This is a genomic window from Allobosea sp. 01N443 (genome assembly GCF_056399325.1).
Window position 1 is genome coordinate 34397 of record NZ_JBFTRC010000008.1, and the last position, 24339, is coordinate 58735.

Genomic DNA, 24339 nt, shown 5'->3' on the forward strand with positions numbered 1-24339 from the left:
AGAGGTTGAATTATGGCCGAGGAACAGGGACGTTCACGTCTTGGCCGGGGTCTCGCCGCTCTGATTGGAGATGTCGGCGACGAGATCGGAGCGCTCGAGCGTGCCAGAGGCCAGCGTCGGGTTCCAGTCGAGTTCCTGCGGCCGAGCGCGCGGAATCCGCGGCGCAGTTTCGCGGATGACGAGCTCGAGGATCTGACGGCTTCCGTGCGCGAGCGCGGGATCCTGCAGCCGATCATCGTGCGCCCGCTCAAGGGCATGGCCGACGCCTATGAGATCATCGCCGGCGAACGGCGTTGGCGTGCCGCGCAGCGCGCCGGCCTGCATGAGGTTCCCGTCATCCAGGTCGAGGCTGACGACCGCGAGGCGCTGGAAATCGCCATCGTCGAGAACGTCCAGCGCAGCGACCTGAACGCGATCGAAGAGGCCGCCGGGTACGAGCGCCTGATTGCCGAATTCAGCTATACCCAGAACGATCTGRCCCGCGTCATCGGCAAGAGCCGAAGCCATGTCGCGAATACGCTGCGCCTTTCAAAACTGCCGGAGCCTGTCCGGCGGATGGTGGCTGAGGGCGCCGTTTCGGCGGGCCACGCGCGCGCGCTGCTCTCGGTCGCGGATCCTGAGCTGATGGCGCGCAAGATCGTCGATGAGGGCCTCAGCGTCCGCGACATCGAACGGTTGGTGCAGGAAGAGGCGCGGGGTGAGAGCAGGAGCTCCCCTGGCAAGCCGAAACTCGACAAGGATCCGGACACCCGCGCGTTGGAAAAGGCGCTCGAGGAGGTTCTCGGGCTATCAGTGTCGATCCAGCACCGTCCGAGCGGCGGAGGCGACATGAAGATCGGCTACAAGACGCTCGATCAGCTCGATGCCCTGTGTCGGCGCCTGAAAGCCTGATCAGGCCCCTTGCGCTTACTCGCTAGGAACCGCGCCCGCCGCTCTGTGCCAGCCGGGCGAGGGTCCAAAGGGTGCGTGCAGCGGTTGGACGGGCGAGTTCGCCATCGCGCCTGACCGCAAGAGTTGCGGTTCCCAGAATGCCGACCGCTTCGGCGAGCTTCTGCACGGACCATACGTTCAACGCCGCTTCAGCGGCCGCCATGCGGGGAAAGGGCAGCCGCATGCTGGAGACCGCGTCCCGGGCGCTGCGGCCGCCATCGACGCTCTGACGGGCTTTCAGCAGCGTCAGGGCGTGGCGTAGCAAGCCGCCAAGCATCACCCCGGAATCGAGGCCTTCGCTCGACAGCTTCGCGAGCGCCAGATCGAGCACGGCCAGACGGCCGGCGAAGACCGCATCGACGAGYGCAGCCTGCTCGCGTTGTGCCGTATCGCCGACGACCGCCTCGATATGCGCTTCGGTGACGGCTGGATCTGCGCCAACATAGAGCAGAAGCTTTTCGATCTCGCGGCGCGATGTCTGGCGATCGCCGCCCAATAGCCCGGACAGCTGTTCGCGCGTGGTGCGGTCGATCGATTTGCCGGCAGCCCGGACCATTTCATCGATGATACTACCAAGATCGCGCGCCGCATCGCCGTAGCAGGGCACGGCGAGGGCCGTTCGTGCCTTCTCACAGGCCTGGCGCAGGGGATTGGTGCGTTGGAGATCACCCGCTTCGACGATGACGATCGCGTCCTGCGATGGCGTTGACAGCAGCGGCTCGACCGCCGCGAGCAGCAGCTTCGATGTCGGTGACACGCGAATGGCACGCCGGCCGCCGAACAGGCCGATCGTATTGGCTTCGTCTACCAGCTTGAGGGGATCGGCAGCGACATCATCGCCATCCATGCGAATGAGCTGGAAGGCATCGTTGATATCGTCGACGCTGGCGCGTGCGAGCGCTGTCGCCCGCTCGGAGACAAGGCCGGAATCGGGTCCATAGATCAGGATGAGGCGCCAGGCCGGGTCCAGCTTGGTCAGGGCCCGGTCGGCCTCATGCGCCTTGATGGCGACCATTGCCTGTCGTCCGGCTCAGCCGCCGACGAGATCGGCGGCGATCTGCCCTTGGATCAGGGTTGCCAGCGACTTGCCGGCTCGAATCTGGGCATCTCGTGCTGCGCGGACCGTGGAAAAACGCTGCTGGGAGCRTTCATAGGGCGCGCGCGTTATGGTCGTGCCGGAGGATACGACCTCTCCTGTACCTTCCCGGACGAGCGACCAGGTGGCTGTCGCGACGAGAACGGCGGAGTCGGCGCGGCCACTGACGTAGTCGACGGTGACGACTTCGATCGATTCCCGGATCGAGGCCTGGAGCTTCAGGCGCTTCGGACCAGTGGCCTCTCCGGCTCCGCCGCCGTCGAGTTCGAAGACGAGTTCGTTCCGCAGGTAATGCCCGACCAGGCCCTTGATCTCGGGGACCTCGATATTCCTGAGCGCCGCCTTGACGCTGCCGCCGACGGTGCTGGTGGTATTCTCGGCATAGAGCGGGCGCAGGCACCCACCAGCAAGCGCGGCGGCGCCGAGTGCGGCGGCCAGCATGAGGCGGCGGGTAGGCACACCGCGACCAGGTCGGCAGCGGTGCGAATCAGACGACGACATTCACAATTCTCCCCGGCACCACGATGATCTTCCGGATCGGGCGATCGTCCAGGGCTTTGATGACGGCCTGGGATGACCGAACGATGGCTTCGACGGAGACCGTATCCGCATCGGCCGGCACGGTCACCTCTGCGCGCTTCTTGCCGTTGATCTGGACCGGCAGCGTGACGCTGTCGTCACGGAGCAGTTCGGCGTCAGCCACCGGCCAGGAGGCTTCGCCAACGAGGCCGGGTTGGCCGAGCGCGTGCCAGCACTCCTCGGCAAGATGCGGCATCATCGGCGCGACAAGCTGCGTGACGATGGCGGCCGCCTCGTGCAGCGCAAACGCCATATCGCTGGCAAGCGCGGGATCCTCGGCAGCTCCGTCGAGCGCCTTCGCGATGGCGTTTGTCAGCGTGTAGATATGAGCGACGCACCGGTTGAAGCCGAGGCGCTCGATATCGGCGCCGACGGCGTGCAGGGCACGATGGCTGGCCTTGCGCAAGGTGAGGGCCGCCTCACCGAATTCCGCGGCAGCACCCGCTGAATTGCCGGTCCGCTCGGCGATCTCGCCGATCAGCCGCCATAGGCGCTGCACGAAGCGGGCTGCGCCCTGAACGCCTTCGTCCGTCCAGATCACATCGCGATCCGGTGGCGAGTCCGAAAGCATGAACCAGCGGGCGGTGTCGGCGCCGTAGGAGGCGATGATGTCGTCGGGGTCGACCACATTCTTCTTCGACTTCGACATCTTCTCGATGGAGCCGATCTCGATTGGCGCCCCGGTCTCGACATGGAAGCCACGACGCTCGCTGCCATTGGCCTCGATACGGACATCGCCGGGCTCGACCCAGGTTCCATCCTCGGCTCGGTAGGTCTCATGGACCACCATGCCCTGGGTGAAGAGGCCAGCAAAAGGCTCGTCCAACCCGGCATGGCCGGTTGCCTTCATCGCGCGGGTGAAGAAGCGCGAATAGAGCAGGTGCAGGATCGCATGCTCGACGCCGCCGATATACTGGTCAACGGGAAGGAAGCGGTCGACGACCTTGCGATCGGTCGGGCTCTCGGTGCGCCAGGGATCGGTGAAACGGGCAAAATACCACGAGGAATCGACGAAGGTATCCATCGTGTCGGTTTCACGACGGGCCGGCTTGCCGCAATTGGGGCAGGCGACATGCTTCCAGCTCGGATGATGGTCGAGCGGGTTGCCGGGCTTCTCGAAGGAGACGTCATCCGGCAGCTTGACCGGCAGGTCGGCATCCGGGACCGGCACGGTACCGCAATCGGCACAGTGGATGATCGGGATCGGGCAGCCCCAGTAGCGCTGGCGCGAGATGCCCCAATCGCGCAGACGGAAATTCACCTTGCGCGTGCCAACGGGCTGATTGCCGCGTGTCTCGCTCTCCAGCCGGCGGGCCACCTCTTCTTTCGCTTCCGGAATGGTCATGCCATCCAGGAAACGCGAATTGATCATGCGGCCATCCTCGACATAGGCCGTGTCCGTGATGACGAAGCTTTCGGGGTCGACACCCTCGGGGCAGACGACCGGGGTGTTGCCGAGCCCGTATTTGTTGACGAAGTCGAGGTCGCGCTGGTCATGGGCCGGGCAGCCGAAAATGGCACCGGTGCCGTATTCCATGAGGATGAAGTTCGCGACATAGACCGGCAAAGTCCATGATGGATCAAAGGGATGGACCGCGCGCAGGCCGGTATCGAAGCCGAGCTTCTCGGCCTTGTCGATCGCTTCCTGCGCCGTGCCGGTGCGCTTGCACTCCTCGATGAAGGCCTGCAGTTCCGGGTTCCTGGCTGCGGCGGCCTTGGCGAGCGGGTGATCGGGCGCGATCGCCATGAACTTCGCGCCGAACAGCGTGTCCGGGCGTGTCGTATAGATCTCCAAGTCGGATTGGCCGAAGGCATTCGATTCGAGTGCGAAWCGAATCAGCAGCCCTTCCGAGCGGCCGATCCAGTTCTTCTGCATCAGCCGCACCTTCTCCGGCCAGCGCGTCAGCCCTTCCAGGGCGTCATGCAGCTCCTGACCGTAATCGGTGATCTTGAAGAACCACTKGGTCAGCTCGCGAATCTCGACGAGAGCGCCGGAGCGCCAGCCACGGCCGTCGATGACCTGCTCATTGGCGAGCACGGTCTCGTCGACTGGATCCCAGTTGACCTTGGCGGTCTTGCGATCGACCAGCCCGGACTTGAGGAAGTCCAGGAACATCTTCTGCTGGTGGCGATAATAGCTCGGGTCGCAGGTAGCGAGTTCGCGGCTCCAATCCAGCGACAGCCCCATCGACTGGAGCTGCGTGCGCATCGTCGCGATGTTGGCGTAGGTCCATTCGCGCGGATGGATCTTGTTGGCCTTGGCAGCGTTCTCGGCCGGCAGGCCGAACGCATCCCAGCCCATCGGGTGGAGAACGGAAAAGCCCTTGGCCCGCTTGTAGCGCGCAACGACGTCGCCCATCGCATAGTTGCGAACATGGCCCATATGGATGCGCCCCGACGGATAGGGGAACATCTCGAGCACGTAGTAGCTCGGGCGCGTATCGTCATTGCGTGTCTCGAAGAGCTTGCGCTCATTCCAGACCTGACGCCATTTCGGCTCGGATTCCTTGGGATTGTAACGTTCGACGGCCATGATGCGCGGGCAATTCTTGGATAAGCGGAGCCTGCCGGCCGCTCCCTAGGAAATCGCTGGGCGCTTTCAGAGGAAACAGAAGGCCGTTTCCGCAGTTAGAGCGGGATTCGGGCGGAAAACCGGTTCCGGCTTTTCCACATCATGTTCTAGGACACCATTGCACGCACGCGGTCAACGTCGCGCGCGAGATGGAAGGGTTTCACGATGAACGATACGGTTACGCGGCTGGCCGCCACGCAAGCGGCGATTGCACGCGCCGCGCGTGATTTCGAGCGCCGCCCAGCAGATGTGACGCTGATCGCCGTTTCGAAGACCATGCCGGAGGAGGCGATCCTTCCTGCCCTKGAAGCAGGACAGCGCGTCTTCGGCGAGAACTACGTCCAGGAGGCCAAGGCGAAATGGCCGGGCCTGCGCGAGCGCTTTCCCGATGTCGAACTGCACATGATCGGCCCGCTGCAGTCGAACAAGGCACGGGACGCGGTCGCCCTGTTCGATGCGATCCATACGCTCGACCGGGAGGGCCTGGCGAAGGAACTTGCCCGCGAGATCGCGAGGGCCGGCCGGGCACCGAAACTCTTCGTGCAGGTGAATACCGGCGAGGAACCGCAGAAGGGAGGCATCAATCCGGGCGAGGCCGACGCGTTCATCGCGCTCTGCCGCACGCATCACGGTTTAGTGATCGAGGGGTTGATGTGCATTCCGCCAGCCGAGGAGCCGCCCTCGCCGCATTTCGCGCTGCTGGCCAAGATCGCTCTGCGCAACGGGATTGGCGGACTCTCGATGGGAATGAGCGCCGACTACGAGGCCGCGATCCAGCTCGGTGCTACCCATGTTCGTGTCGGTAGCGCGATCTTTGGGGCCAGGGCGTAGGGAGCTCCCTGTTTGCACGCCGGCAGCGGGTCGACCCGGCGGTAGTGCCGAGTCGACCCCAAGGCCTACTGATCGCGCTGAATGCGGATCCTACCGGATTTCCATGACGCAGCGCCGGGCGAGGCGCGGCAGCAGCTTCTCAAAAACATGCCGCTCGACAGCGACGCAACCCGCCGTCGGAGTGAAGCCAGGCCGGGCCAGGTGCCAGAAAATCGCACTTCCGCGGCCGCGAATCACCGGGGCGTCGTTCCAGCCCATTTCGACGATGACGTCGTAGAGATGGTCCTCGCGTGTAAGACGCTCCTCGGCTTCGCCGGGCGGGCGGTCGATCAGTCGATTGTAGCGCCGGTCGCTCCTATCGTCGCACCAGGCATCGCGAGGTGCGATCCTGCGCAACGGCAAGCTGGTCTGGGGGCGGGGCAAGCGGTCGGCGCGATAGAAGATGCGCCGCAGCGGCAATGTGGCGCGGGGAGTGCCGCCATCGCCTTCCCGCTTGGCGACAATGATGCCGGAGCGGCCAAGTGCACAGGGAAAACAGGCGCCGCCGGCGATCAGAAATCCCTTGCGGCGATCATGCACGGAGCGGACGACCCGCAACCGGGTAAGGCCTCGCCGCACCTCACCTGGACCGGCACCGTCGGCCTGATCACATTTTCTCACGGATATTCCACCCCACCTGACTTGCAGTCGCGATTCAGCGGGCTCATGGTGCCGGAATCGCAAACCGTTCAAATGATTGCCATGCCCGCCGTCCATCATATTCTTCTGGTCGACGACGACCAGACGTTGCGTGACGCGCTCGCGGAGCAGCTCGCGCTTTATGACGAGTTCCGGATCTCGACGGCTGCGACGGCATCCGCCGGCGTGAAGGCCGTTCAGGCGGAACGGGTCGATCTCGCCGTCATGGATGTCGGGCTTCCCGACATGGATGGTCGCGAGGCGGTGAAGGTGATGCGCCGCAACGGCTTCAAGAGCCCGGTGATCATGCTGACCGGGCAGGGCTCGGACGCCGATACCGTGCTCGGACTGGAAGCCGGCGCCAATGATTATGTGGTGAAGCCGTTCAAGTTCGCGGTGCTGCTGGCGCGTATCCGCGCCCATTTGCGGCAGTACGAAGCGAGCGAGGATGCCGTCTTCCAGGTCGGCCCCTATACCTTTCACCCAGGATCGAAGCTGCTTGTCAGCGAGAAGGGGTCGAAGACCAAGCTCACGGAGAAAGAGACCGCGATCCTGCGCTTTCTCTATCGTGCCGGCCGCAAGCCGATTGCCCGCGAGATCCTGCTTCAGGAGGTCTGGGGCTATAATTCACAGGTCACCACCCACACGCTGGAGACCCATATCTATCGTCTGCGCCAGAAGATCGAGCCCGATCCGGCCAATGCGCGACTATTGGTGACGGATGCGGGCGGCTATCGCCTGAATCCTTGAGATTTCATGGCGCTTAACGACGACATCGCATTCCTGGCCAAACAGCCGCTGCTGGGTCTCATGGACCATGACGCCTTGCGGCTCGTGGCCTTTGCCGCCGAGAACCGCATCCTGCGCGCCGGTGATGTGCTCTTCCGCCGCAACGACGGTTCGGATGGGGCCTATCTCGTCGTCTCGGGTGCGATTGCGCTCATGAGCCGGGATGACGGCCAACCCGCCGACGAGGTGGTGGGTCCAGGCGGGTTGATCGGGGAGCTGGCGCTGTTCGCCTCGATCAAACGGCCGGTGACGGCCGTTGCGCGCGAGCCCACGCAACTGATGAAGCTCTCGCGCAGCGTGATGCRCCGGGTGCTCGGCGAATCCCCGCAATCGGCTCAGGCGATCGCGGCTGCGATCGGAGAGAGGCTGCAAGGCTTCATGGGCGAATTGTCGCAGGTTCGCGATGCGCTGATAGCGATCGATCGAAGCTAGAGCGCTCGATCAGAGCTCCAATGTCACCGTGACGGGAACGTGGTCCGAGGGCCGCTCCCAACCGCGTGCTTCACGCAGGAAGGTGACGTCGCGCAGGGTCGGCTTCAATCCGTCAGAGAGCCAGATATGGTCGAGCCGGCGACCCTTGTTCGAGGCAGCCCAGTCGGCGGCACGGTAGCTCCACCAGCTATAGAGCTTCTCGGGTTCGGGCCGCAGCGTGCGCGCGGCATCGCTCCAGCCAAGCTCGGTGCGCAGCGTCTCGAGCGTCGTGGTTTCGATGGGTGTATGGCTGACCACGTCGAGAAGCTGCTTATGGCTCCAGACATCGTGCTCATAGGGCGCGATATTGAGGTCGCCGAGCAGGATGCTTGGCCGGTCGGTTGGTCGTTTGGCGATTCCCCAGGCGCCGAGTTCGTCGAGAAAGGCGAGCTTGTGGGCGAACTTGTCGTTCAGGTTCGGATCCGGGATGTCGCCTCCGGCCGGAATGTAGAAATTATGGATGGCGACGCCCGCGGCAGCGCCAGCTCCCTTGTCGAGTACGACCGTCATATGGCGGGCATCATTGCGTCCGCACATCGCCATGGCGTCCTTCTCGCTGAAGGGCAGGCGTGAGACGATCGCGACGCCATTATAGCCCTTCTGGCCGATGAAGGCCTGATGGACATAGCCGATCTTCTCGAAGGCCTTGGCGGGAAACTGCTCGTCAGGAGTCTTGGTCTCCTGCAGGCACAGTACGTCCGGCGCGGTGGTGGTCAGGAATTCCGTCACCATGCCGATGCGCAGGCGCACCGAATTGATGTTCCAGCTCGTAACGGTCAGATTCACGCAGTGTTTCCGGATCGAAAGGGAGCCGGAAACTGGGTCTTGGCAGCGGAAAAAGCAAGCTGTTCCGAAGCCTGACGGCGTTGCGGCCGCCGCCTCGTCTCGCAAGCAAGCCCGGCGCTCGATATCGCTTGGAGGGCCGCCCCTTCAGCGCGTGCTCAGAGCATGCGCTCGTAGTTGATCACGAAATTCTTCGGATCGGGACGCCGCTGCGTATCGAGGTTGTAGAGCGAGACCGATGTCTCGTAGCCCTGGGGATCGATGACCACCCACTGCCTGAGCTCGTTGGCCGCCATGTCATAGTTCAGGGTGATCTTCGACGTACCGCCAAGGGTCGAACGATCCTCGACGCTGACCGACAGGATGTCGCCCTTGGTGCTGACCTTGGTGATGGTCGAATCTCGGGCAAGGTCCATGCGCTCCTTGACCAGGAACTTCAGTGGCGTCTGGCCGATCGAGTAGAGATCTTGGGTCGCGAGCTTCTTGTCGCGGATCGCCACCGAGGTGCCGTCGGCGATGACTTCCATGGTCACGGGCGGCCGATACTCGAAGCGCATCTTGCCTGGGCGCTGGATATAGAGCTTGCCTTCGAAGCGGCGGCCGTCAGAGGTGAACTGGATGAAGTCTCCCTGCAACGTCGCAAAGCCATTGAAATAGGCATTGAGACGCTCGACAGCTTCCTGCTGTGTGAGCGGGGCTGAATGCTTGCTGGTGGTCGACTTGACCGGGACGGCAGCCGGACGGGGCTGTTCGGCGGCGACCGTGGTGATGACCGGAGCGGAGGTTGCCTCCGCGGTCCGCGGCAGGCCAAGCCCCGGCGGTCGCATGGGCGGCAGCGGGATCGCGCGGGGAGCTGCCGGCTTTGCGGCCGGCGCTGCGGGTTTGGCCTGAAGATCAAGCGGCTGGGCCGCGAGCGGGCCAGACGCAATGGCGAGCCCAAGCGCGACAAAGGCGCCGAGCGAAGCCTGCATTGGCGAAACGCGTGTCATGAGCAAAGCTGCTCCGATGCTGGGGCCATATCGGCCTGGATGTTCGCGTCATTGCCTGATGCGGGCAATGACTGGAGGCGGGCGAAATGGCCCGCCGCCTCAGGTAAACGCATCAACCACCGTATGAGTTGCACTTCAGCGTGGCAATTTGAGGACCTGCCGTCTCTCTGCCGTCCGCTCAATCCTCGTCTTCCCTGGCGCGGCTGGCCTCGACGAGGATCTCTCGCTTGCCGGCGTGGTTGGCGGGGCCGACGATGCCCTCGTTCTCCATGCGCTCCATGATCGAGGCGGCGCGGTTGTAGCCGATCTGCAGGCGGCGCTGGATATACGAGGTCGAGGCCTTCTTGTCGCGCAGCACGACCGCGACCGCCTGGTCGTAGGGATCCTCGCTCTCGGCCTGGCCCATGCCGCTCTTGTCGAAGACGGCGCCGCCATCCTCGTCATCGCTGCCGGCCTCCTCCTCGGCGGTGACCGCGTCGAGATAGTCCGGCCGGCCTTGCGTCTTCAGATGCGCCACGACCTTCTCGACCTCGGCATCCGAGACGAACGGCCCGTGCACGCGGGTGATGCGGCCGCCRCCGGCCATGTAGAGCATGTCGCCCTGGCCGAGCAGCTGCTCGGCGCCCATCTCGCCGAGAATGGTGCGGCTGTCGATCTTCGAGGTGACCTGGAACGAGATGCGGGTCGGGAAATTGGCYTTGATCGTGCCGGTGATGACGTCGACCGAGGGCCGCTGGGTCGCCAGCACGACATGGATGCCGGCGGCGCGCGCCATCTGCGCCAGGCGCTGGATCGTGCCCTCGATYTCCTTGCCGGCGACCATCATCAGGTCGGCCATCTCGTCGACGATGACGACGATATAGGGCAGGGGCCCCAGATCCATCACCTCTTCTTCGTAGATCGCCTCGCCGGAATGCTTGTCGAAGCCGGTCTGCACGGTGCGYGTGATGATCTCGCCGGCAGCCAGCGCCTCGCCGACCCGGACATTGAAGCCGTCGATGTTGCGCACRCCGAGCYTCGACATCTTCTTGTAGCGCTCCTCCATCTCGCGCACCGCCCATTTCAGCGCGACCACCGCCTTCTTCGGGTCGGTGACGACGGGGGTGAGCAGATGCGGGATGCCGTCATAGACGGAGAGCTCGAGCATCTTGGGRTCGACCATGATCAGCCGGCACTGYKCGGGSKTSAGCCGGTAGAGGATCGACAGGATCATGGTGTTGATCGCGACCGACTTGCCCGAGCCGGTGGTGCCGGCGACGAGCAGATGCGGCATGCGGGCAAGATCGGCGATCACCGGCTCGCCGCCGATGGTCTTGCCGAGGCAGAGCGCCAGCTTGTGCTTGGTCGATTCGAAATCCTGGCTGGCGAGCAGCTCGCGCAGGAAGACGGTCTCGCGCTTGGCATTGGGCAGTTCGATGCCGATCGCGTTCTTGCCCTGGACGACGGCGACACGTGCCGAGATCGCGCTCATCGAGCGCGCGATGTCGTCGGCCAGCGAGATCACCCGCGACGACTTGGTCCCCGGCGCCGGCTCGAGCTCGTAGAGCGTCACGACAGGGCCCGGGCGAACCTGGCTGATCTCGCCGCGCACGCCAAAGTCCTCGAGCACCCCCTCGAGCAGGGTCGCATTCTGCTCCAGCGCATCCGTCGAGATGGCTGTCGAGGGGACCTTCTTCGGTTCGGCAAGATAGGTCAGCGGCGGCAGCTCGAAATGATCGCGATCGAGCAGGGACGGCTGGGCCTCGCGCGACAGACGCTTGCCAGGCTTGGGAGCAGCGGGCCGGGCGGTGACGCGCGGAGCATTGAGATCGCGCAGGTCCTGCGGTTCATGATCATCGTCGATATCGCCATCGGGAAAGTCGACGACGCGACTGGCCGGACGCGGGCTGGGCAACGGCTCGGGGGCGAAGACTGGAGGGGCAGCGCGGGCCGCAGCTTCGTTGAACTGCGGTTCGCGGCGTACGCGGCTGACGGGCTGGTTGCCAGCGGAGCCAGTGGCGCTGACGGCCGGTTCCGGCGGGTGCGGCAGGCGACGCAGGATCGCGCCCTTGAGCGCCATTGCGCCATGGGCAAGCCAGCCGACAAGGATGACGGCGAAACCGGGCTCGTCGTCGCGACGCTCCTCGGTCTCGGCCCAGGACTCGTCTTCGTCGTCGCTGTCATTGACCGGATCTTCGTCGGTGACGAAGCCGAAGCCCGCGGCGGCGGTCACGGCGAGAATTGCTATACCGGCATAGAGAAAAGCGACAAGGCCGCCGAGGGCGCTGCCTGCGATGCCGACGAGATTGCGCGTCCCAAACAGCAGGCCGTCGCCGATCACGCCGCCCATCCCGGTGGGCAAGGGCCAGCGCGGCGTCGCCGGAAGGGCGCTCGCGACGGCCGCCGTCGCGACGATACCGACAACCCAGAGACCGAGCTTGAGCGCGCCGCGATCGAACAGGTGGAAGCGTATCAGGCGCAGCGCCCAGATCAGCGGCGGGAAGAGCATGGCGATGACGCCGAGCCCGATCATCTGCATGGTCAGATCGGCGATCATCGCACCCGGGCGCCCGAGCAGGTTGTTGACGGCGCCGCCGGTGGCGTTGTTGAGGCTGGGGTCTTCAGCGGCCCAGGTCGCAAGCGCGAGTGCGATGGCCGCTGTCAGCGCCAGCAGCCCGAGCCCGACCATCTCCGACGTCCGTCGCGACAGGAATTCCCGCGCGGGATCGGGCAGGCGATCGATCAGGGATGAGGAGCGTCGGATTGTTCGCATGCCGGCCGGGCCGCCTTCCACAGGACTACAGGCCGCATCATACCGGCCTCCAGCGATCAGGGTATGAAGGTCAGGTTAAGACCCGCTTAACCTTGAAGGGGAGCGCCTCGCCGGCGGATCGATCGGCCTGCTTCTGCGGGCGCAGTTACCATGAGAAAGGCCCCGGCGGGAGACCGCCGAGGCCTGTTTCACGTGAAGCGGCCGGAGGCGCTTACATGCTGTAGGCGCGCTCGCCGTGCTCGGCGATGTCGAGGCCTTCGCGCTCCTGATCCGTGGTGACGCGCAGACCGACGACGACGTCGACGATCTTGTAGAGGATCAGTGAGCCGACGCCGCTGAAGACGAGCGTGAAGAGAACGGCCTTGGCCTGAGCCACGAATGCCGGCCCGAATTCATAGGCCGCGGTGACGAGCTCGCCCGGCTTGGAGACATAGTCCGGGATGCCGCCGCCGCCGAGCGCCTGATTGACCAGGATGCCGGTGGCCAGGGCGCCGATGATGCCGCCGACGCAGTGGATGCCGAACACGTCGAGCGAATCGTCGTAGCCGAGCGCATTCTTGACGGTGGAGCAGAAGACGAAGCAGACGGCGCCAGCGACGAGGCCGAGCACGATCGAGCCCATCGGGCCTGCGAAGCCAGCGGCCGGCGTGACGGCGACGAGACCGGCAACCGCGCCCGAGACCATGCCGAGCAGCGAGGGTTTGCCCTTGGCCGCCCATTCGACGAAGAGCCAGCCGAGCGCGGCTGCCGCCGTGGCGACGAAGGTGTTCATCATGGCAAGCGCGGCGGTGCCGTTGGCCTCGAGATTCGAGCCGGCATTGAAGCCGAACCAGCCGACCCAGAGCAGGGCTGCGCCGATCAGCGTCATGGTCAGCGAGTGCGGGGCCATCAGTTCCTTACCGTAGCCGACGCGCTTGCCGAGCAGCATGCAGCCGACGAGGCCGGCGATGCCCGCGTTGATGTGGACGACGGTGCCGCCGGCGAAGTCGAGCGCACCCCATTTGAAGAGCATGCCGGCATCGGCGTTGACCGCGTCGAGCGCCGCGGTTGCGGCCGCCTTGGCATCGGGGCCCGCCTCAGCGACAGCCTTGGCCGCATTGCCGACGGCATCGGGACCGCCCCAGTACCAGACCATATGGGCCATCGGGAAATAGATGAAGGTCACCCAGAGGGCGGTGAACAGCATCAGCGCCGAGAACTTGATGCGCTCGGCGAAGGCGCCAACGATCAGGGCCGGCGTGATGCAGGCGAAGGTCATCTGAAAGCAGATGTAGACGTATTCGGGGATGACGACGCCGTTCGAGAAGGTCGCCGCGACCGAGTTGCCGTCGACGCCGCGCAGGAAGGCTTTCGAGAAGCCGCCGACGAAATCGTTCAGGCCGCCGCCGTGGGTGAAGGCGAGGGAGTAGCCGTAGATCACCCAGAGCAGGCTGACCATGCAGACGATGGCGAAGACCTGGGTCAGCACCGAGAGCATGTTCTTGCTGCGCACCAGGCCGCCATAGAACAGGGCGAGGCCGGGAATCGTCATCAGCAGCACGAGCACGGTCGAGCTCATCATGAAGGCGGTATCGCCCTTGTTCGGTACCGGCGCGGCGGGAGCCGCCGCTGTCTGGGCCAGCGCGACCGCCGTGGTCGCGGCGAGCACCGCTCCGACCAGCCCGGCCCGCAATGGGGTCTTGAAATTCATCGGTTGAAACTCCTGGACTGAAGGATCGAGAGGATCAGAGGGCGTCGCCGTCGGTCTCGCCTGTGCGGATGCGGACGGCCTTCTCGATCGACGAGACGAAGATCTTGCCGTCGCCGATCTGGCCGGTACGGGCTGCGGCGGTGATCGCCTCGATCACCTTGCCGACGAGCTCGTCCGAGACGGCGACTTCGATCTTGATCTTCGGCAGGAAGCTCACGGCATATTCGGCACCGCGATAAATCTCGGTATGGCCCTTCTGCCGGCCATATCCCTTCACCTCGGTCACGGTCAGGCCATGCACGCCGATGGCGGTGAGCCCGTCGCGCACCTCCTCCAGCTTGAACGGCTTGATGACAGCCATCACGATTTTCATGCTTGGGTTTCCCCGTTTCCGCCGCCCGGATGTCAGCCCCGGCGATCGCGTTGCGCTCCGCGCGCGCCGGGAGCCCGACACACGTCACGGCCGGTCAATTCAAGGCCCGTGCCAACTGCCGGAGGGGGATCATGAGGGGATGACGCAAGGAAAAACGCCCCGTCGCACCACTCGGTGCGGGGTGATTGCCTAATAAACAGGCAAATGCTTGGTTGCTGTGCTTCTGCTTAGAAAGCGCTCATTCGCGGTCCGGACGCGGCCGGATCAGGCCTTCCTGCGCCACGGACGCGACGAGCTTGCCATGGCGATCGAAAACAAGGCCGCGGGAGAACCCGCGCGCGCCCGAGGTCGAGGGGCTGTCCTGAGCATAGAGCAGCCAGTCATCGGCGCGGAAGGGGCGATGAAACCAGAGCGCATGATCGAGGCTCGCGCCCTGGATCTGCTTGTCGAACACGGTCTTGCCATGCGCGATGAGGCTCGAATCGAGCAGCATCAGATCCGAAGCATAGGCAAGCACGCTTTGATGAACCGCCGGATCGTCGGGCAAAGGCTGCATCGAGCGGATCCAGACATTGAACTTCGGCTCCATCTTCTCGCCTGTGACGTAGCGCTGGAGCTCGACGGGCCGAATCTCGATCGGCCGCTCGCGCTGGTAATAGGCGCGCACGGCTTCGGGCATATGCGGCAGCACGCTGCGCTGCATCTCCTCCCGGTTCGGCAGTTCCTCCGGCATCGGCACGTCCGGCATCGGCATCTGATGCTCATAGCCGGGTTCTTCAGCCTGGAACGAGGCGGACATCGAGAAGATCGCCTCGCCATGCTGGATCGCCAGCACGCGCCGCGTCGTAAACGAGCGGCCGTCGCGGAGCCTTTCGACCTCGTAAATGATCGGAGTCTCGGGGTCGCCCGGCAGCAGGAAATAGGCGTGCAGCGAGTGCGGCTGGCGGCCTTCCACTGTCTGGCAGGCGGCGTAGAGGGCCTGCCCGATGACCTGCCCGCCGAAGACCCGCTGCCAGCCGATCTTGGGGCTGCGACCGCGGAACAGATTGCGCTCGAGCCGCTCGAGGTCGAGGATCGACATCAGGGAGTCGCTGATCTGGGACATGGTTCTTCAGGCTCGACTGGCGGGCGGATTGACGGGCGGGCCGGCTGAGCCGAAGACGGTTCCGCCGTATCCTCCGCATCAGCACCGACGCACCGGGCGTCGTCAAGCGCTGGTCCAGGCGTGGTCGGCATGAGGCGCAGGAGCAGGACGATGGGGCAGCAGACCGGCCATTCCGGAAGGCGGATCGTGATCGCGGGTGGCGGCATCGCCGGGCTTTCGCTGGCGCTGGCGCTGAAACGGGCGCTCGGCGAGGCTTATGCAATCGTCCTGGCGGACCCGGCGCTTGCGGCACCGCCGCGTCAGGACAACCGCGCCTACGCCGTGGCGGCGGCTGCACGCAACATGCTGGAGGTGCTGGGCGTCTGGGAGGCCGTTGCAGGCAGTTCTGCCGCGATGACCGAAATGGTGGTGACCGACAGCCGCAATCCAGACGTGGTGCGTCCGGTCTTCCTGACCTTTGACGGCGAGATCGAGCCCGGACAATCCTTCGCCCATATGGTCGAGAACATGGCGCTGATGACGGCGCTGTTGAGCGCCTGCCGTGAAGCGAATGTCGAGATGCGGCCGGAAGGCGTTCGCGGTTTCGATGCGCAGGACGATACCATCGAGATCACCTATGCGGGCGGCGAGCGCATTGGGGCGTTACTGCTCGTGGCTGCGGATGGCGCGCGGTCGCGGCTCCGCGAACGCGCCGGCATCGGTTGGGTCGGCTGGTCCTACCACCAGTCCGGGCTGGTTGCGACGCTGAGCCATGAGCGGCCGCATGACGGGCGGGCCGTCGAACATTTCCTGCCATCCGGGCCCTTTGCGATCCTCCCGCTCAGCGACGGCGGCAGGCTCGGCCACCGCTCTTCGATCGTCTGGACGGAGCGCGAGGAGAATGTCGCGGCGCTGCTCTCGCTCGACGAGGCCGATATGCTCGACGAGATCGAGCGGCGCTTCGGACTGGAGCTTGGGGAGCTTGCACTGGAGAGCAAGGTCACGGCGATGCCGCTCGGCTTTGGCGTGGCGCGACGCTTCGTCGGCGACAGGCTGGCGCTGCTTGGTGACGCCGCTCACCTGATCCATCCGATTGCCGGCCAGGGGCTCAATCTCGGGCTGAAGGATGTCGCGGCCCTGGCTGAGGCCATCGTCGATGCCGCGCGGCTTGGGCTCGATCCAGGCAGCGCCGACGTTCTCGAAGGTTATGAAAGCGCCCGGCGTTTCGACACGGTTGCGATGGGCGCGGTGACGGACGGGCTCAATCGGCTGTTTTCAAATGACGTGACGCCATTTCGCCTGGCTCGCGATTTCGGGCTCGGGCTGGTCGATCGGATGCCAGGGCTGAAGCGCTTCTTCATCCGCGAGGCGGCGGGACTGGCAGGGGACCCGCCGCGCCTGCTCAGAGGCGAGGCGCTCTAGATCATCGGACCGGATATCGTATCCACTCCGATGATCTAACCCTTTGTCTTTGCATCGGCCTTCCCGAACACCGCAATCCACTTTTCGGGCCGATGCTTTAAGGAGAGGCGTCATGGTCGGACAGGCCCGACCATGACACCGATCGCTCCGAAGTGGGCCTCGAGAGCGGGGTCTATCCCTCGATCTGCCGTGCCTCTTCCGGCAGCATGATCGGAATGCCGTCGCGGATCGGATAGGCGAGCTTGGCAGGGCGGCTGATCAGCTCCTGCTTTGCTGCGTCGTATTCGAGCGTGCTCTTGGTCACCGGGCAGACCAGGATCTCGAGCAGTTTCGGGTCGATCCGGGTGGCGGGCATGTCGCGTTCGGTCTCGGTCATGATCTCGTCTCAGTGCTTTCTCGGAAGATCGGCGAGCATGCCGGCTGCGACCATCAATTTCGGCAGGGACAGGCCCGACATCGTGATGGCCGAGACCGTCGCGCGGGTGCGATCGGCCTCCGCGCCACGCTCGGCCAGCCAGCCATCGAGGGTGTCGGATCCGGTTGCGCCCGAGGCGATCTCCTGAGTCAACCCGGCATGAGCATCGACCAGCGTTTCGATGGCGCGGTCGCGGGCCAGGCGCTCATAATCGTCGGTCGCCGGTACGGCTGCTGCTGCTGCCGCCAGGCTGGACAGGCCGAAGACCGAATCGGCGCCGAAATGAATCCGCGCCAACTCGGAAATCGACCGTTTGGTCCGGTCGGCGATGTCGACGATGTCGGTCGCCTGGGCAAGTGCGGGCAGGCTGGCAATCCGCGCAGCGAGGGTTTCGGGCACTGATTCCGAGACGAGAACGGCGATGCGGGCCGTACGCGCCTGGGCGGCTGCCTCGGGCAGCAGGCTGTCGAGTTCGCCGGCGAGTGCGGAGACGCCCCTCGCGTAATGCGCAACCGTTTGCTCGATGGAGCCCGGTTTGGCGACGCCCCGACGCAGGAACCAGCTCATCCGATCGGTGACGAGTTCCTGGGCCGCGGCATAGAGACCGATCTGGGTCTTGCCCGGGATCTTGGCGTCGAGCGCATCGATCGCCCCGTTCAGGGCGATCAGATCGAAGGAGTCACGCGCAATGGCGTAAGCCGCGGCGATCGCCGGTGCGTCGGCGCGTGTCTGGCCGGCCAGGGTCGAGACGATGGCCGGGCCGCCACGGTTGATGATGGCATTGGCGAGCTGGGTTGCGACGATCTCGCGACGCAGCTTGTGGCTGGCAATCTCGGCGCCGTATTTGTCGCGCAGCGCCTTCGGGAAATAACGGGCGAGCTCGTTGTTGAGATAGAGATCGTCCGGAATGGCCGATTCGAGCAAGGCATCGTGCAGCGCGAGCTTGGCATAGGCCAGCAGCACGGCAAGCTCCGGCCGGGTCAGGCCCTCGCCGCGCTTCTCGCGCTCGGCCAGCACCATATCGGTCGGCAGGAACTCGACCGAGCGATCGAGACGGCCCTGGGCTTCCAGCGTCAGCATCAGGCGACGCAGCGCGGGCGTTGCCGTCGCGCCCTGAGCCTCGGTCAGCGAAAGCGCCAGCGTCTGCAGGTAGTTGTTGCGCAGGACGAGGAGGCCGACCTCATCGGTCATGTCGACGAGCAGGGCGTTGCGCTTCTTCTCAGGCAGGCGCCCGTCGCGGACAGGGCCCGCGAGTGCGATCTTGATATTGACCTCGACGTCGGAGGTGTTGACGCCGGCGGAGTTGTCGATGGCATCGGTGTTGATCCTGATGCCGTTGCGGGCGGCTTCGATGCGGCCGCGCTGGGTGCAGCCCAGATTGGCGCCTTCGCCGACGACACGGGCCCGCAGATCGGCGCCCGCAATCCGGATCGCGTCATTGGCGCGGTCGCCGACCTGGGCATCGGTCTCGTCGGTGGCTCGGATATAGGTGCCGATGCCGCCGAACCAGAGCAGGTCGACCCGCGCCTTGAGGATTGCGGTCATCAGTTCGGGCGGGGTGACTTCCGCCTTGTCGAGATCAAGCAGCGCGCGCAGCACCGGGGAGAGTGGGATGCTCTTGGCCTGGCGCGAGAATACGCCGCCGCCCTTGGAGATCAGCGACTTGTCGTAGTCCTGCCACGAGGAGCGGGGCAGCGCGAACAGGCGCTGGCGTTCGGCGTGTGACGCTGCCAGATCGGGCTCCGGATCGAGGAAGATGTCGCGGTGGTCGAAGGCGGCCACAAGCCTGATCGCCGGCGAGAGCAGCATGCCGTTGCCGAAGACGTCGCCCGACATGTCGCCGACACCCGCCACCGAGAAGGGGGTCGACTGGATGTCGATGTCGATCTCGCGAAAATGCCGCTTCACGGCCTCCCAGGCGCCACGTGCGGTGATGCCCATCTTCTTGTGGTCATAGCCCTGGCTGCCGCCAGAGGCGAAGGCATCGCCGAGCCAATGTCCCTTCTCGATCGAAAGCGCGTTCGCGATATCGGAGAAGGTTGCGGTGCCCTTGTCGGCGGCGACGACGAGATAGGGATCATCGCCATCATGGCGCACGGTGTCGGCCGGCGGAATGACCGTCTCGCCGTCGAGATTGTCGGTGAGCTCCAGCAGGGTGCGGACGAAGATGCGGTAGCTCTCGGTGCCTTCCGCGATCCAGGCCTGGCGATCACTCGCCGGCGGCAACTGCTTGGGGAAGAAGCCGCCCTTGGCGCCGACCGGAACGATCACGGCGTTCTTCACCTGCTGAGCCTTGACCAGGCCCAGCACCTCGGTGCGGAAATCCTGCGGCCGGTCGGACCAGCGCAGGCCGCCGCGCGCGACCTTGCCGAAGCGCAGGTGCACACCCTCGACGCGGGGCGAATAGACGAAGATCTCGTAGAGCGGATGCGGCAGCGGCAGATCGTCGAGCCTGGCGCATTCGAATTTCAGCGAGATCGTGCTGCGCGGATAGCCATCCGGGCCGATCTGGAAGAAATTGGTGCGCAGCGCCGCTTCGATCAGGTTGACCAGGCGCCGCAGAATGCGGTCCTCGTCCAGGCTGGTGACGTCGTTGAGCGCGGCTTCGATGCTGTCACGCTCGGCCTGCATCGCCTTCTCGCGCTTGCTCGCATCGAAATGCGGGTCGAATTTGGCGACGAAATAGGCGATCAGCTTCGAGGCGATGCCGGGGTGTCGGGTCAGCGCATCGGCGATGTAGTCCTGGGCGTAGGGCGCGCCGACCTGCCTGAGATAGCGCCCGAGCGCACGCAGCAGCGCCGCCTCGCGCCAGGCGATTCCGGCGGCAAGGACGAGCTGGTCAAAACGGTCCGATTCCGCCAGCCCACGGAACTGGGCCATCAGCGCTGCTTCGATCGTCGGATCGAGGCGGGCGACATCGATTTCGCCTCCGCCGGCACGCTCAAGCGTCATGTCGTGCAGCCAGACACGGGCGGCCTCAGGCGCTTCAACTCCATTGGCTGCCGGCGTCAGGTTGAAGGTCCGCTCGTTGACGACGCGGAAGCCCATGTTCTCGAGCACCGGCACGCGGGCGGAGAGGGAGATCGGCGAACCACTCGAGAAGACCTTGAGATTGGCCCGCGCCGCGGTATCGCCCTCGCGGCGATAGAGATTGACCGCGCGCGACCGCTCCGGGGTGAGCTTCTGCAGCATGTCGATGTCTTCGAGCGCATCGGTTGCCGAGAAGCGCTCGCGATAGGCCGCGCCAAAGGCCTCGGCATAGCGCTCGGTCAGCGACCGCGCTGCCGGGCCCGCCTTCTGCTCGTCGAGAACGTCCTTGAGGCCATCCGCCCAGGTTCGGACGATCGCAGCAATGCCGGCTTCCAGCGTGGCGCGATCGACCCTTGGTGTGCGGCCTTCGTCGCGGCCGATGATGTAATGGGTGCGGGACAGCGGGCCTTCCGGATAGGCCGGGTAAGCGGCCGACAGGCGCCCCTCATAGATCCGCGCCAGGAATTCGCCGACGCGACGGCGGACCTGCGTGTCGTAGCGATCCTTCGGAATGAAGACGAGGATCGAGACGAAGCGGTCGAACTCGTCGACCCGGGCCAGCGCGCGGATGCGCGGGCGCTCGGTCAGCTGCAGGATATCGAGCGCGAAGCGTTCGAGTGTCTCGCCGTCGATCTGGAAAAGCTCGTCGCGCGGAAAGGCATCGAGCACGTTGAGCAGCGCGCGGCCGGAATAGCTCGCCGCGTCGAAGCCCGTGTTCTTGGYGACGCGCGCGACCTTGAGCCGCAGATAGGGAATGGCGCGGGCGCTGCCCGTATAGGCATTGGAGGTCAGCAGGCCGACGATGCGCATCTCGCCGTCGAGATGGCCATCAGGTGTGAACAGCTTGACGCCGATATAGTCGAGATGGACGCGGCGATGCACGCGGCTCTTGACGTTGGCCTTGGTGATGATCAGCGCCTGCGGTTTGGCGAGGAAGGCGCGAATCTCCGGCGTCATCACCACCATTTCGCGATTCTTGCGCAGCATGCGCACGGAGGGATCGCGCAGGATGCCGAGACCCGAGCTGTCGATCGGGTCGGCAGCCGCATCACCGCCCGGGAAACGGTAGGCTCGAATGCCGAGAAGCGTGAAATTGTCGCCGGCGATCCATTCGAGGAATTGCAGAGCCTCAGCGACCTCGTCCTCGGCAAGCGGGGGCGGGTTGGAGCGATAGGCTTGAATCACCTCGGTGATTCGCCCGCGCATGGCCGCCCAATCGTCGACCGCTAGRCCGACATCGACATAGACCCGCTCAAGACCGGTCTTCAGGCGCTCGCGCGCCTCGGGCGTGTCGATACGGTCGAGATGGATATGGATCAGGCTTTCGCGGCGAGCGCCTTCCGGAGCCCGTCCGGTCGCTTCGCCTGCAAGCGAGTGAAAAGCGCCGTCGGCATCGCGCACGACCGCCAGGATGGGGTGGGCGACGAGGCGAGGCTCGTAACCCTGCTCGGTCAGCTCAGCCAGCGTCGAATCGAGCAGGAAAGCCTTGTTATCGTTCACGACCTCGAGAATCGTGATCTGGCGTTCGCGGCCATGCTCGCTGAACGCCTCGTCCCGGAAACGCAGATTCGGCGTGCCGGGCCGGCGCTTCGCGGTCAGATGCTTGTAGGCGGCGGCAGCGGCACGGGCGAGGAGATCCGGCGGGAGTGCGACGATATCTTCGGCAACGACGCGGCCATAGAGCAGCTTCGGAAACTCCGCCGGCATGCCGGTTCCGCTCTGGGAGGCTGCGGCCTCGACCGCGGCCAGAGCCTCGATCGTTGCATTCGTCACTCGTTTAACCATCCCCAGAACCCTCAGTTATTTTGCCGCAGCGATGACATAGGCTGCGGCGCCTTTCAACTTTCGTCGCATCATGCACACGAACAAGGGCGCCCGTGCGAACATCGCGGCAGATCCTGTCGAAAGTTCAACCCCGCCGACACATCAGGAAACGGACCATGTCGAACAAGCATGACAAATCGAAGGTCGGAGAGCTTCCGACTCGGCAGGATGAGTCGCCAAGGGTGATGGCGCTGGCGTTGCCGGAAGTCGAACTGTCGCCCGAGAATCGGGCCTATTTCGCCAAATGCCAGGAGAAGCTCGGCTTCGTGCCGTATGTGCTGCTGGCCTACGCCCATGACGATGCCAAGCTCACGGCCTTCGCCGCGTTCTACAACGACCTGATGCTCGGCCCTTCGGGTCTCTCCAAGCTCGAGCGCGAAATGATCGCCGTCGCCGTGTCGAGCGTGAACCGGTGCTATTACTGCCTGACGGCACATGGCGCCGCGGTCCGTCAGCTCTCGGGGGATCCGGTGCTCGGCGAGCTGATGGCCATGAACTATCGCGCTGCCTCGCTCTCGCCCCGCCATCGTTCGATGCTCGATTTTGCGGTGAAGCTGAGCGAGACGCCCTATCTCGTCGAGGAAGGTGATCGCGAGGCGTTGCGGGCGGCGGGATTCGGCGAACGTGACATCTGGGATGTCGGTGCGGTCGCTTCGTTCTTCAACATGTCGAACAGGATGGCCTCGGCCGTCGATATGCGGCCAAATGCCCAGTATCACGGACAAAACCGCTGAAGAGCCTGCATTTTCGCCAAAAGAAAACGGCCAGCGGAAACCGCCAGCCGTTGAGGTAGCCTCGAACCGATAGGCCCGACCTCACCAAGCCCGGGGGGCTGGGGGGCTGACGTATCCGGAACTCAATGAGGCCGGGCCGTCGAGGCAACGAGGAGAGTTGAGCCCGGCAACTTGGCCATCGCTTGGCGCGTTCGCGGCGAAAATGCGGCGTGGCTGACGAAGGCGTGATTCTTTTCGGCCTGCCTCGATCTCTTGCCAGCGCAGCATCCGGGGCGCATCATCCTGCCCAACGGGAAGTGCGATCGGGCCCTGCCCGACCGCCGATCGGGAGGCGCTATGAGCGAAAGCGAAACGCCGCAATCGCACGGGGCCGGGGCGGTGGTTGCCTTCCCCGGTCCGGCCAAGCCGGCGGCCGTTACTTTTGATCGCCGGGAACTCTCTGAGCTTCTCAATCTCTACGGCCGGATGGTCGCTGCCGGCGAATGGCGCGACTACGCCATCGATTTCCTGAAGGACAAGGCACAGTTCTCGGTTTATCGCCGAACCTCCGAGGTCCCGCTCTACCGGATCGTCAAGGATCCCGCCCTTGCCAAGCGCCAGGGCGCGTACTCGATCGTCGCGGCGACCGGGCTGATCCTGAAGCGCGGCTCGGATCTCAGCCGTGTCCTGCGGGTGGTCGACAAGAAGCTCAGCGTGGTGAGTTGAGGGGCGGCGCGGTTCGGTTGCCGTCGCCGATTTCCTTCTGCATCAGCATCTGGTCGAGCCAGCGGCCGTGCTTGTAGCCGACGGCCCTGGCGACCCCGATGAGCGCGAATCCGGCGTGTTCATGCAGCCGTCGCGAGGCGGCCGAGGCGCCGTTCCCATCGCCAATGACCGCGACCATCTGCCGGAAGCCCCTGACTTCGCACGCGGCGATCAGCGCGCTCAGCAGAGCGCGGCCGATACCGAAGCCCTGTGCTTGCCGCGAGAGATAGATCGAGTCCTCCACCGTGCTGCGATAGGCCGGGCGCGGGCGATAGGCACCGGCATAGGCATAACCGAGCAGATCCTCGCCTCTGGTCGCGACGAGATAGGGATAGCCATCGGCAATGAGCGCCTCGAAGCGCCGCTGCATCTCGCCGGTCGAGGGCGGTTCAAGCTCCCAGGAGGCGGTGCCGTTCGAGACGGCATCGGCATAGATCGTGGTGATGACGGGGATGTCGTCGATGCGACCGTCCCTGATCGTGATGGGGTCCATCCGATCAAGATGGACCGCGAGGAACGCAAAAGAAAAGCCCCGGCTTTGCAGCCGGGGCTC

The 24339-nt window shown here is 65.0% G+C and carries 20 protein-coding genes; 7 read left to right on the forward strand and 13 right to left on the reverse strand.

Features of this window, described 5'->3' with window-relative positions:
- The first annotated feature begins 12 nt into the window (after window positions 1-12).
- Window positions 13-891 carry a ParB/RepB/Spo0J family partition protein gene (locus AC1DRP_RS04130; protein WP_476767852.1) on the forward strand — a complete coding sequence of 293 codons (879 nt, stop codon included), beginning with the start codon at window positions 13-15 and terminating at the stop codon, window positions 889-891.
- A 22-nt stretch (window positions 892-913) separates the two neighbouring features.
- Here AC1DRP_RS04130 and holA read toward each other — a convergent pair whose 3' ends face one another.
- Genes holA through leuS form a run of 3 tightly spaced genes read right to left on the reverse strand, consistent with a single transcriptional unit; the run spans window position 914 to window position 5138 of the window.
- Entirely contained in the window at window positions 914-1945 is a 1032-nt protein-coding gene (gene holA, locus AC1DRP_RS04135; RefSeq protein ID WP_476767853.1) for a DNA polymerase III subunit delta, read from the reverse strand.
- A 15-nt stretch (window positions 1946-1960) separates the two neighbouring features.
- Entirely contained in the window at window positions 1961-2527 is a 567-nt protein-coding gene (locus AC1DRP_RS04140; protein WP_476767854.1) for a hypothetical protein, read from the reverse strand.
- On the reverse strand, window positions 2514-5138 hold the full coding sequence (leuS, locus tag AC1DRP_RS04145; protein WP_476767855.1) for a leucine--tRNA ligase: 2625 nt from the start codon (window positions 5136-5138) through the stop codon (window positions 2514-2516). The genes AC1DRP_RS04140 and leuS overlap by 14 nt, the downstream gene beginning before the upstream one ends.
- Before the next feature lie 204 nt (window positions 5139-5342).
- On the opposite strand from leuS, the gene AC1DRP_RS04150 reads away from it, so the two are divergent.
- Window positions 5343-6008: a YggS family pyridoxal phosphate-dependent enzyme gene (locus AC1DRP_RS04150; RefSeq protein ID WP_441492049.1), complete on the forward strand. Its 666-nt coding sequence runs from the start codon at window positions 5343-5345 to the stop codon at window positions 6006-6008.
- Between the two features lie 90 nt (window positions 6009-6098).
- Here the strand turns inward: AC1DRP_RS04150 and AC1DRP_RS04155 are convergent, their stop codons facing one another.
- Window positions 6099-6767 carry a L,D-transpeptidase family protein gene (locus tag AC1DRP_RS04155; protein ID WP_476767856.1) on the reverse strand — a complete coding sequence of 223 codons (669 nt, stop codon included), beginning with the start codon at window positions 6765-6767 and terminating at the stop codon, window positions 6099-6101.
- On the opposite strand from AC1DRP_RS04155, the gene AC1DRP_RS04160 reads away from it, so the two are divergent.
- Window positions 6750-7436 (forward strand): response regulator transcription factor, encoded by a 687-nt coding sequence (locus AC1DRP_RS04160; protein WP_069882335.1) that lies wholly within the window; start codon window positions 6750-6752, stop codon window positions 7434-7436. The two genes, AC1DRP_RS04155 and AC1DRP_RS04160, sit on opposite strands and share 18 nt — an antisense overlap.
- Window positions 7437-7442: 6 nt before the next feature.
- Window positions 7443-7907 (forward strand): cyclic nucleotide-binding domain-containing protein, encoded by a 465-nt coding sequence (locus AC1DRP_RS04165; RefSeq protein WP_476767857.1) that lies wholly within the window; start codon window positions 7443-7445, stop codon window positions 7905-7907.
- Window positions 7908-7916: 9 nt separating this feature from the next.
- Here AC1DRP_RS04165 and xth read toward each other — a convergent pair whose 3' ends face one another.
- The 6 genes from xth to tesB all read right to left on the reverse strand — a co-directional run bounded on the left by xth (window position 7917) and on the right by tesB (window position 15638).
- Entirely contained in the window at window positions 7917-8732 is an 816-nt protein-coding gene (xth, locus tag AC1DRP_RS04170) for an exodeoxyribonuclease III (protein ID WP_441492052.1), read from the reverse strand.
- 155 nt (window positions 8733-8887) lie between these two features.
- A complete protein-coding gene (locus AC1DRP_RS04175; RefSeq protein ID WP_476767858.1) occupies window positions 8888-9718 on the reverse strand; it encodes an outer-membrane lipoprotein carrier protein LolA in 831 nt (276 codons plus the stop codon).
- Window positions 9719-9896: 178 nt separating this feature from the next.
- Window positions 9897-12470 (reverse strand): FtsK/SpoIIIE family DNA translocase, encoded by a 2574-nt coding sequence (locus AC1DRP_RS04180; protein WP_476767859.1) that lies wholly within the window; start codon window positions 12468-12470, stop codon window positions 9897-9899.
- A gap of 211 nt (window positions 12471-12681) precedes the next feature.
- Entirely contained in the window at window positions 12682-14160 is a 1479-nt protein-coding gene (locus tag AC1DRP_RS04185) for an ammonium transporter (protein WP_441493289.1), read from the reverse strand.
- 34 nt (window positions 14161-14194) lie between these two features.
- Window positions 14195-14533: a P-II family nitrogen regulator gene (locus tag AC1DRP_RS04190; protein WP_043236992.1), complete on the reverse strand. Its 339-nt coding sequence runs from the start codon at window positions 14531-14533 to the stop codon at window positions 14195-14197.
- 238 nt (window positions 14534-14771) lie between these two features.
- Window positions 14772-15638 carry an acyl-CoA thioesterase II gene (gene tesB, locus AC1DRP_RS04195; protein WP_441509090.1) on the reverse strand — a complete coding sequence of 289 codons (867 nt, stop codon included), beginning with the start codon at window positions 15636-15638 and terminating at the stop codon, window positions 14772-14774.
- A 150-nt stretch (window positions 15639-15788) separates the two neighbouring features.
- Between tesB and AC1DRP_RS04200 the strand changes: the two genes are divergently transcribed.
- Window positions 15789-17039, forward strand: a complete 1251-nt coding sequence (locus AC1DRP_RS04200; protein ID WP_441509089.1) for a ubiquinone biosynthesis hydroxylase — start codon at window positions 15789-15791, stop codon at window positions 17037-17039.
- Between the two features lie 172 nt (window positions 17040-17211).
- On the opposite strand, the gene AC1DRP_RS04205 is transcribed toward AC1DRP_RS04200, so the two are convergent.
- Together AC1DRP_RS04205 and AC1DRP_RS04210 are read right to left on the reverse strand one after the other, a co-directional pair.
- A complete protein-coding gene (locus AC1DRP_RS04205) occupies window positions 17212-17415 on the reverse strand; it encodes a Trm112 family protein (RefSeq protein WP_441493292.1) in 204 nt (67 codons plus the stop codon).
- 9 nt (window positions 17416-17424) lie between these two features.
- The gene (locus AC1DRP_RS04210; RefSeq protein WP_476767860.1) at window positions 17425-22269 is read right to left on the reverse strand and encodes an NAD-glutamate dehydrogenase; all 4845 of its coding nucleotides are present in this window, start codon (window positions 22267-22269) and stop codon (window positions 17425-17427) included.
- A 224-nt stretch (window positions 22270-22493) separates the two neighbouring features.
- Here AC1DRP_RS04210 and AC1DRP_RS04215 point away from each other — a divergent pair, with 224 nt between their 5' ends.
- Together AC1DRP_RS04215 and AC1DRP_RS04220 are read left to right on the forward strand one after the other, a co-directional pair.
- Window positions 22494-23042, forward strand: coding sequence for a peroxidase-related enzyme (locus AC1DRP_RS04215; protein WP_476767873.1), 549 nt, complete (start codon window positions 22494-22496; stop codon window positions 23040-23042).
- Window positions 23043-23378: 336 nt separating this feature from the next.
- On the forward strand, window positions 23379-23747 hold the full coding sequence (locus AC1DRP_RS04220) for a DUF2794 domain-containing protein (protein WP_113513467.1): 369 nt from the start codon (window positions 23379-23381) through the stop codon (window positions 23745-23747).
- On the opposite strand, the gene AC1DRP_RS04225 is transcribed toward AC1DRP_RS04220, so the two are convergent.
- Window positions 23731-24279: an N-acetyltransferase family protein gene (locus AC1DRP_RS04225; RefSeq protein ID WP_476767861.1), complete on the reverse strand. Its 549-nt coding sequence runs from the start codon at window positions 24277-24279 to the stop codon at window positions 23731-23733. The two genes, AC1DRP_RS04220 and AC1DRP_RS04225, sit on opposite strands and share 17 nt — an antisense overlap.
- Window positions 24280-24339 lie beyond the last annotated feature (60 nt).

Bases quoted from the DNA above. Each gene is read 5' to 3' on its own strand.
- AC1DRP_RS04205 (WP_441493292.1), bottom strand. From the start codon at position 17,415: ATGACCGAGACCGAACGCGACATGCCCGCCACCCGGATCGACCCGAAA.
- AC1DRP_RS04215 (WP_476767873.1), top strand. From the start codon at position 22,494: ATGGCGCTGGCGTTGCCGGAAGTCGAACTGTCGCCCGAGAATCGGGCC.
- AC1DRP_RS04155 (WP_476767856.1), bottom strand. From the start codon at position 6,767: ATGATGGACGGCGGGCATGGCAATCATTTGAACGGTTTGCGATTCCGG.
- AC1DRP_RS04160 (WP_069882335.1), top strand. From the start codon at position 6,750: ATGCCCGCCGTCCATCATATTCTTCTGGTCGACGACGACCAGACGTTG.
- AC1DRP_RS04175 (WP_476767858.1), bottom strand. From the start codon at position 9,718: ATGACACGCGTTTCGCCAATGCAGGCTTCGCTCGGCGCCTTTGTCGCG.
- AC1DRP_RS04220 (WP_113513467.1), top strand. From the start codon at position 23,379: ATGAGCGAAAGCGAAACGCCGCAATCGCACGGGGCCGGGGCGGTGGTT.
- AC1DRP_RS04190 (WP_043236992.1), bottom strand. From the start codon at position 14,533: ATGAAAATCGTGATGGCTGTCATCAAGCCGTTCAAGCTGGAGGAGGTG.
- AC1DRP_RS04200 (WP_441509089.1), top strand. From the start codon at position 15,789: ATGGGGCAGCAGACCGGCCATTCCGGAAGGCGGATCGTGATCGCGGGT.
- AC1DRP_RS04225 (WP_476767861.1), bottom strand. From the start codon at position 24,279: ATGGACCCCATCACGATCAGGGACGGTCGCATCGACGACATCCCCGTC.
- tesB (WP_441509090.1), bottom strand. From the start codon at position 15,638: ATGTCCCAGATCAGCGACTCCCTGATGTCGATCCTCGACCTCGAGCGG.
- AC1DRP_RS04185 (WP_441493289.1), bottom strand. From the start codon at position 14,160: ATGAATTTCAAGACCCCATTGCGGGCCGGGCTGGTCGGAGCGGTGCTC.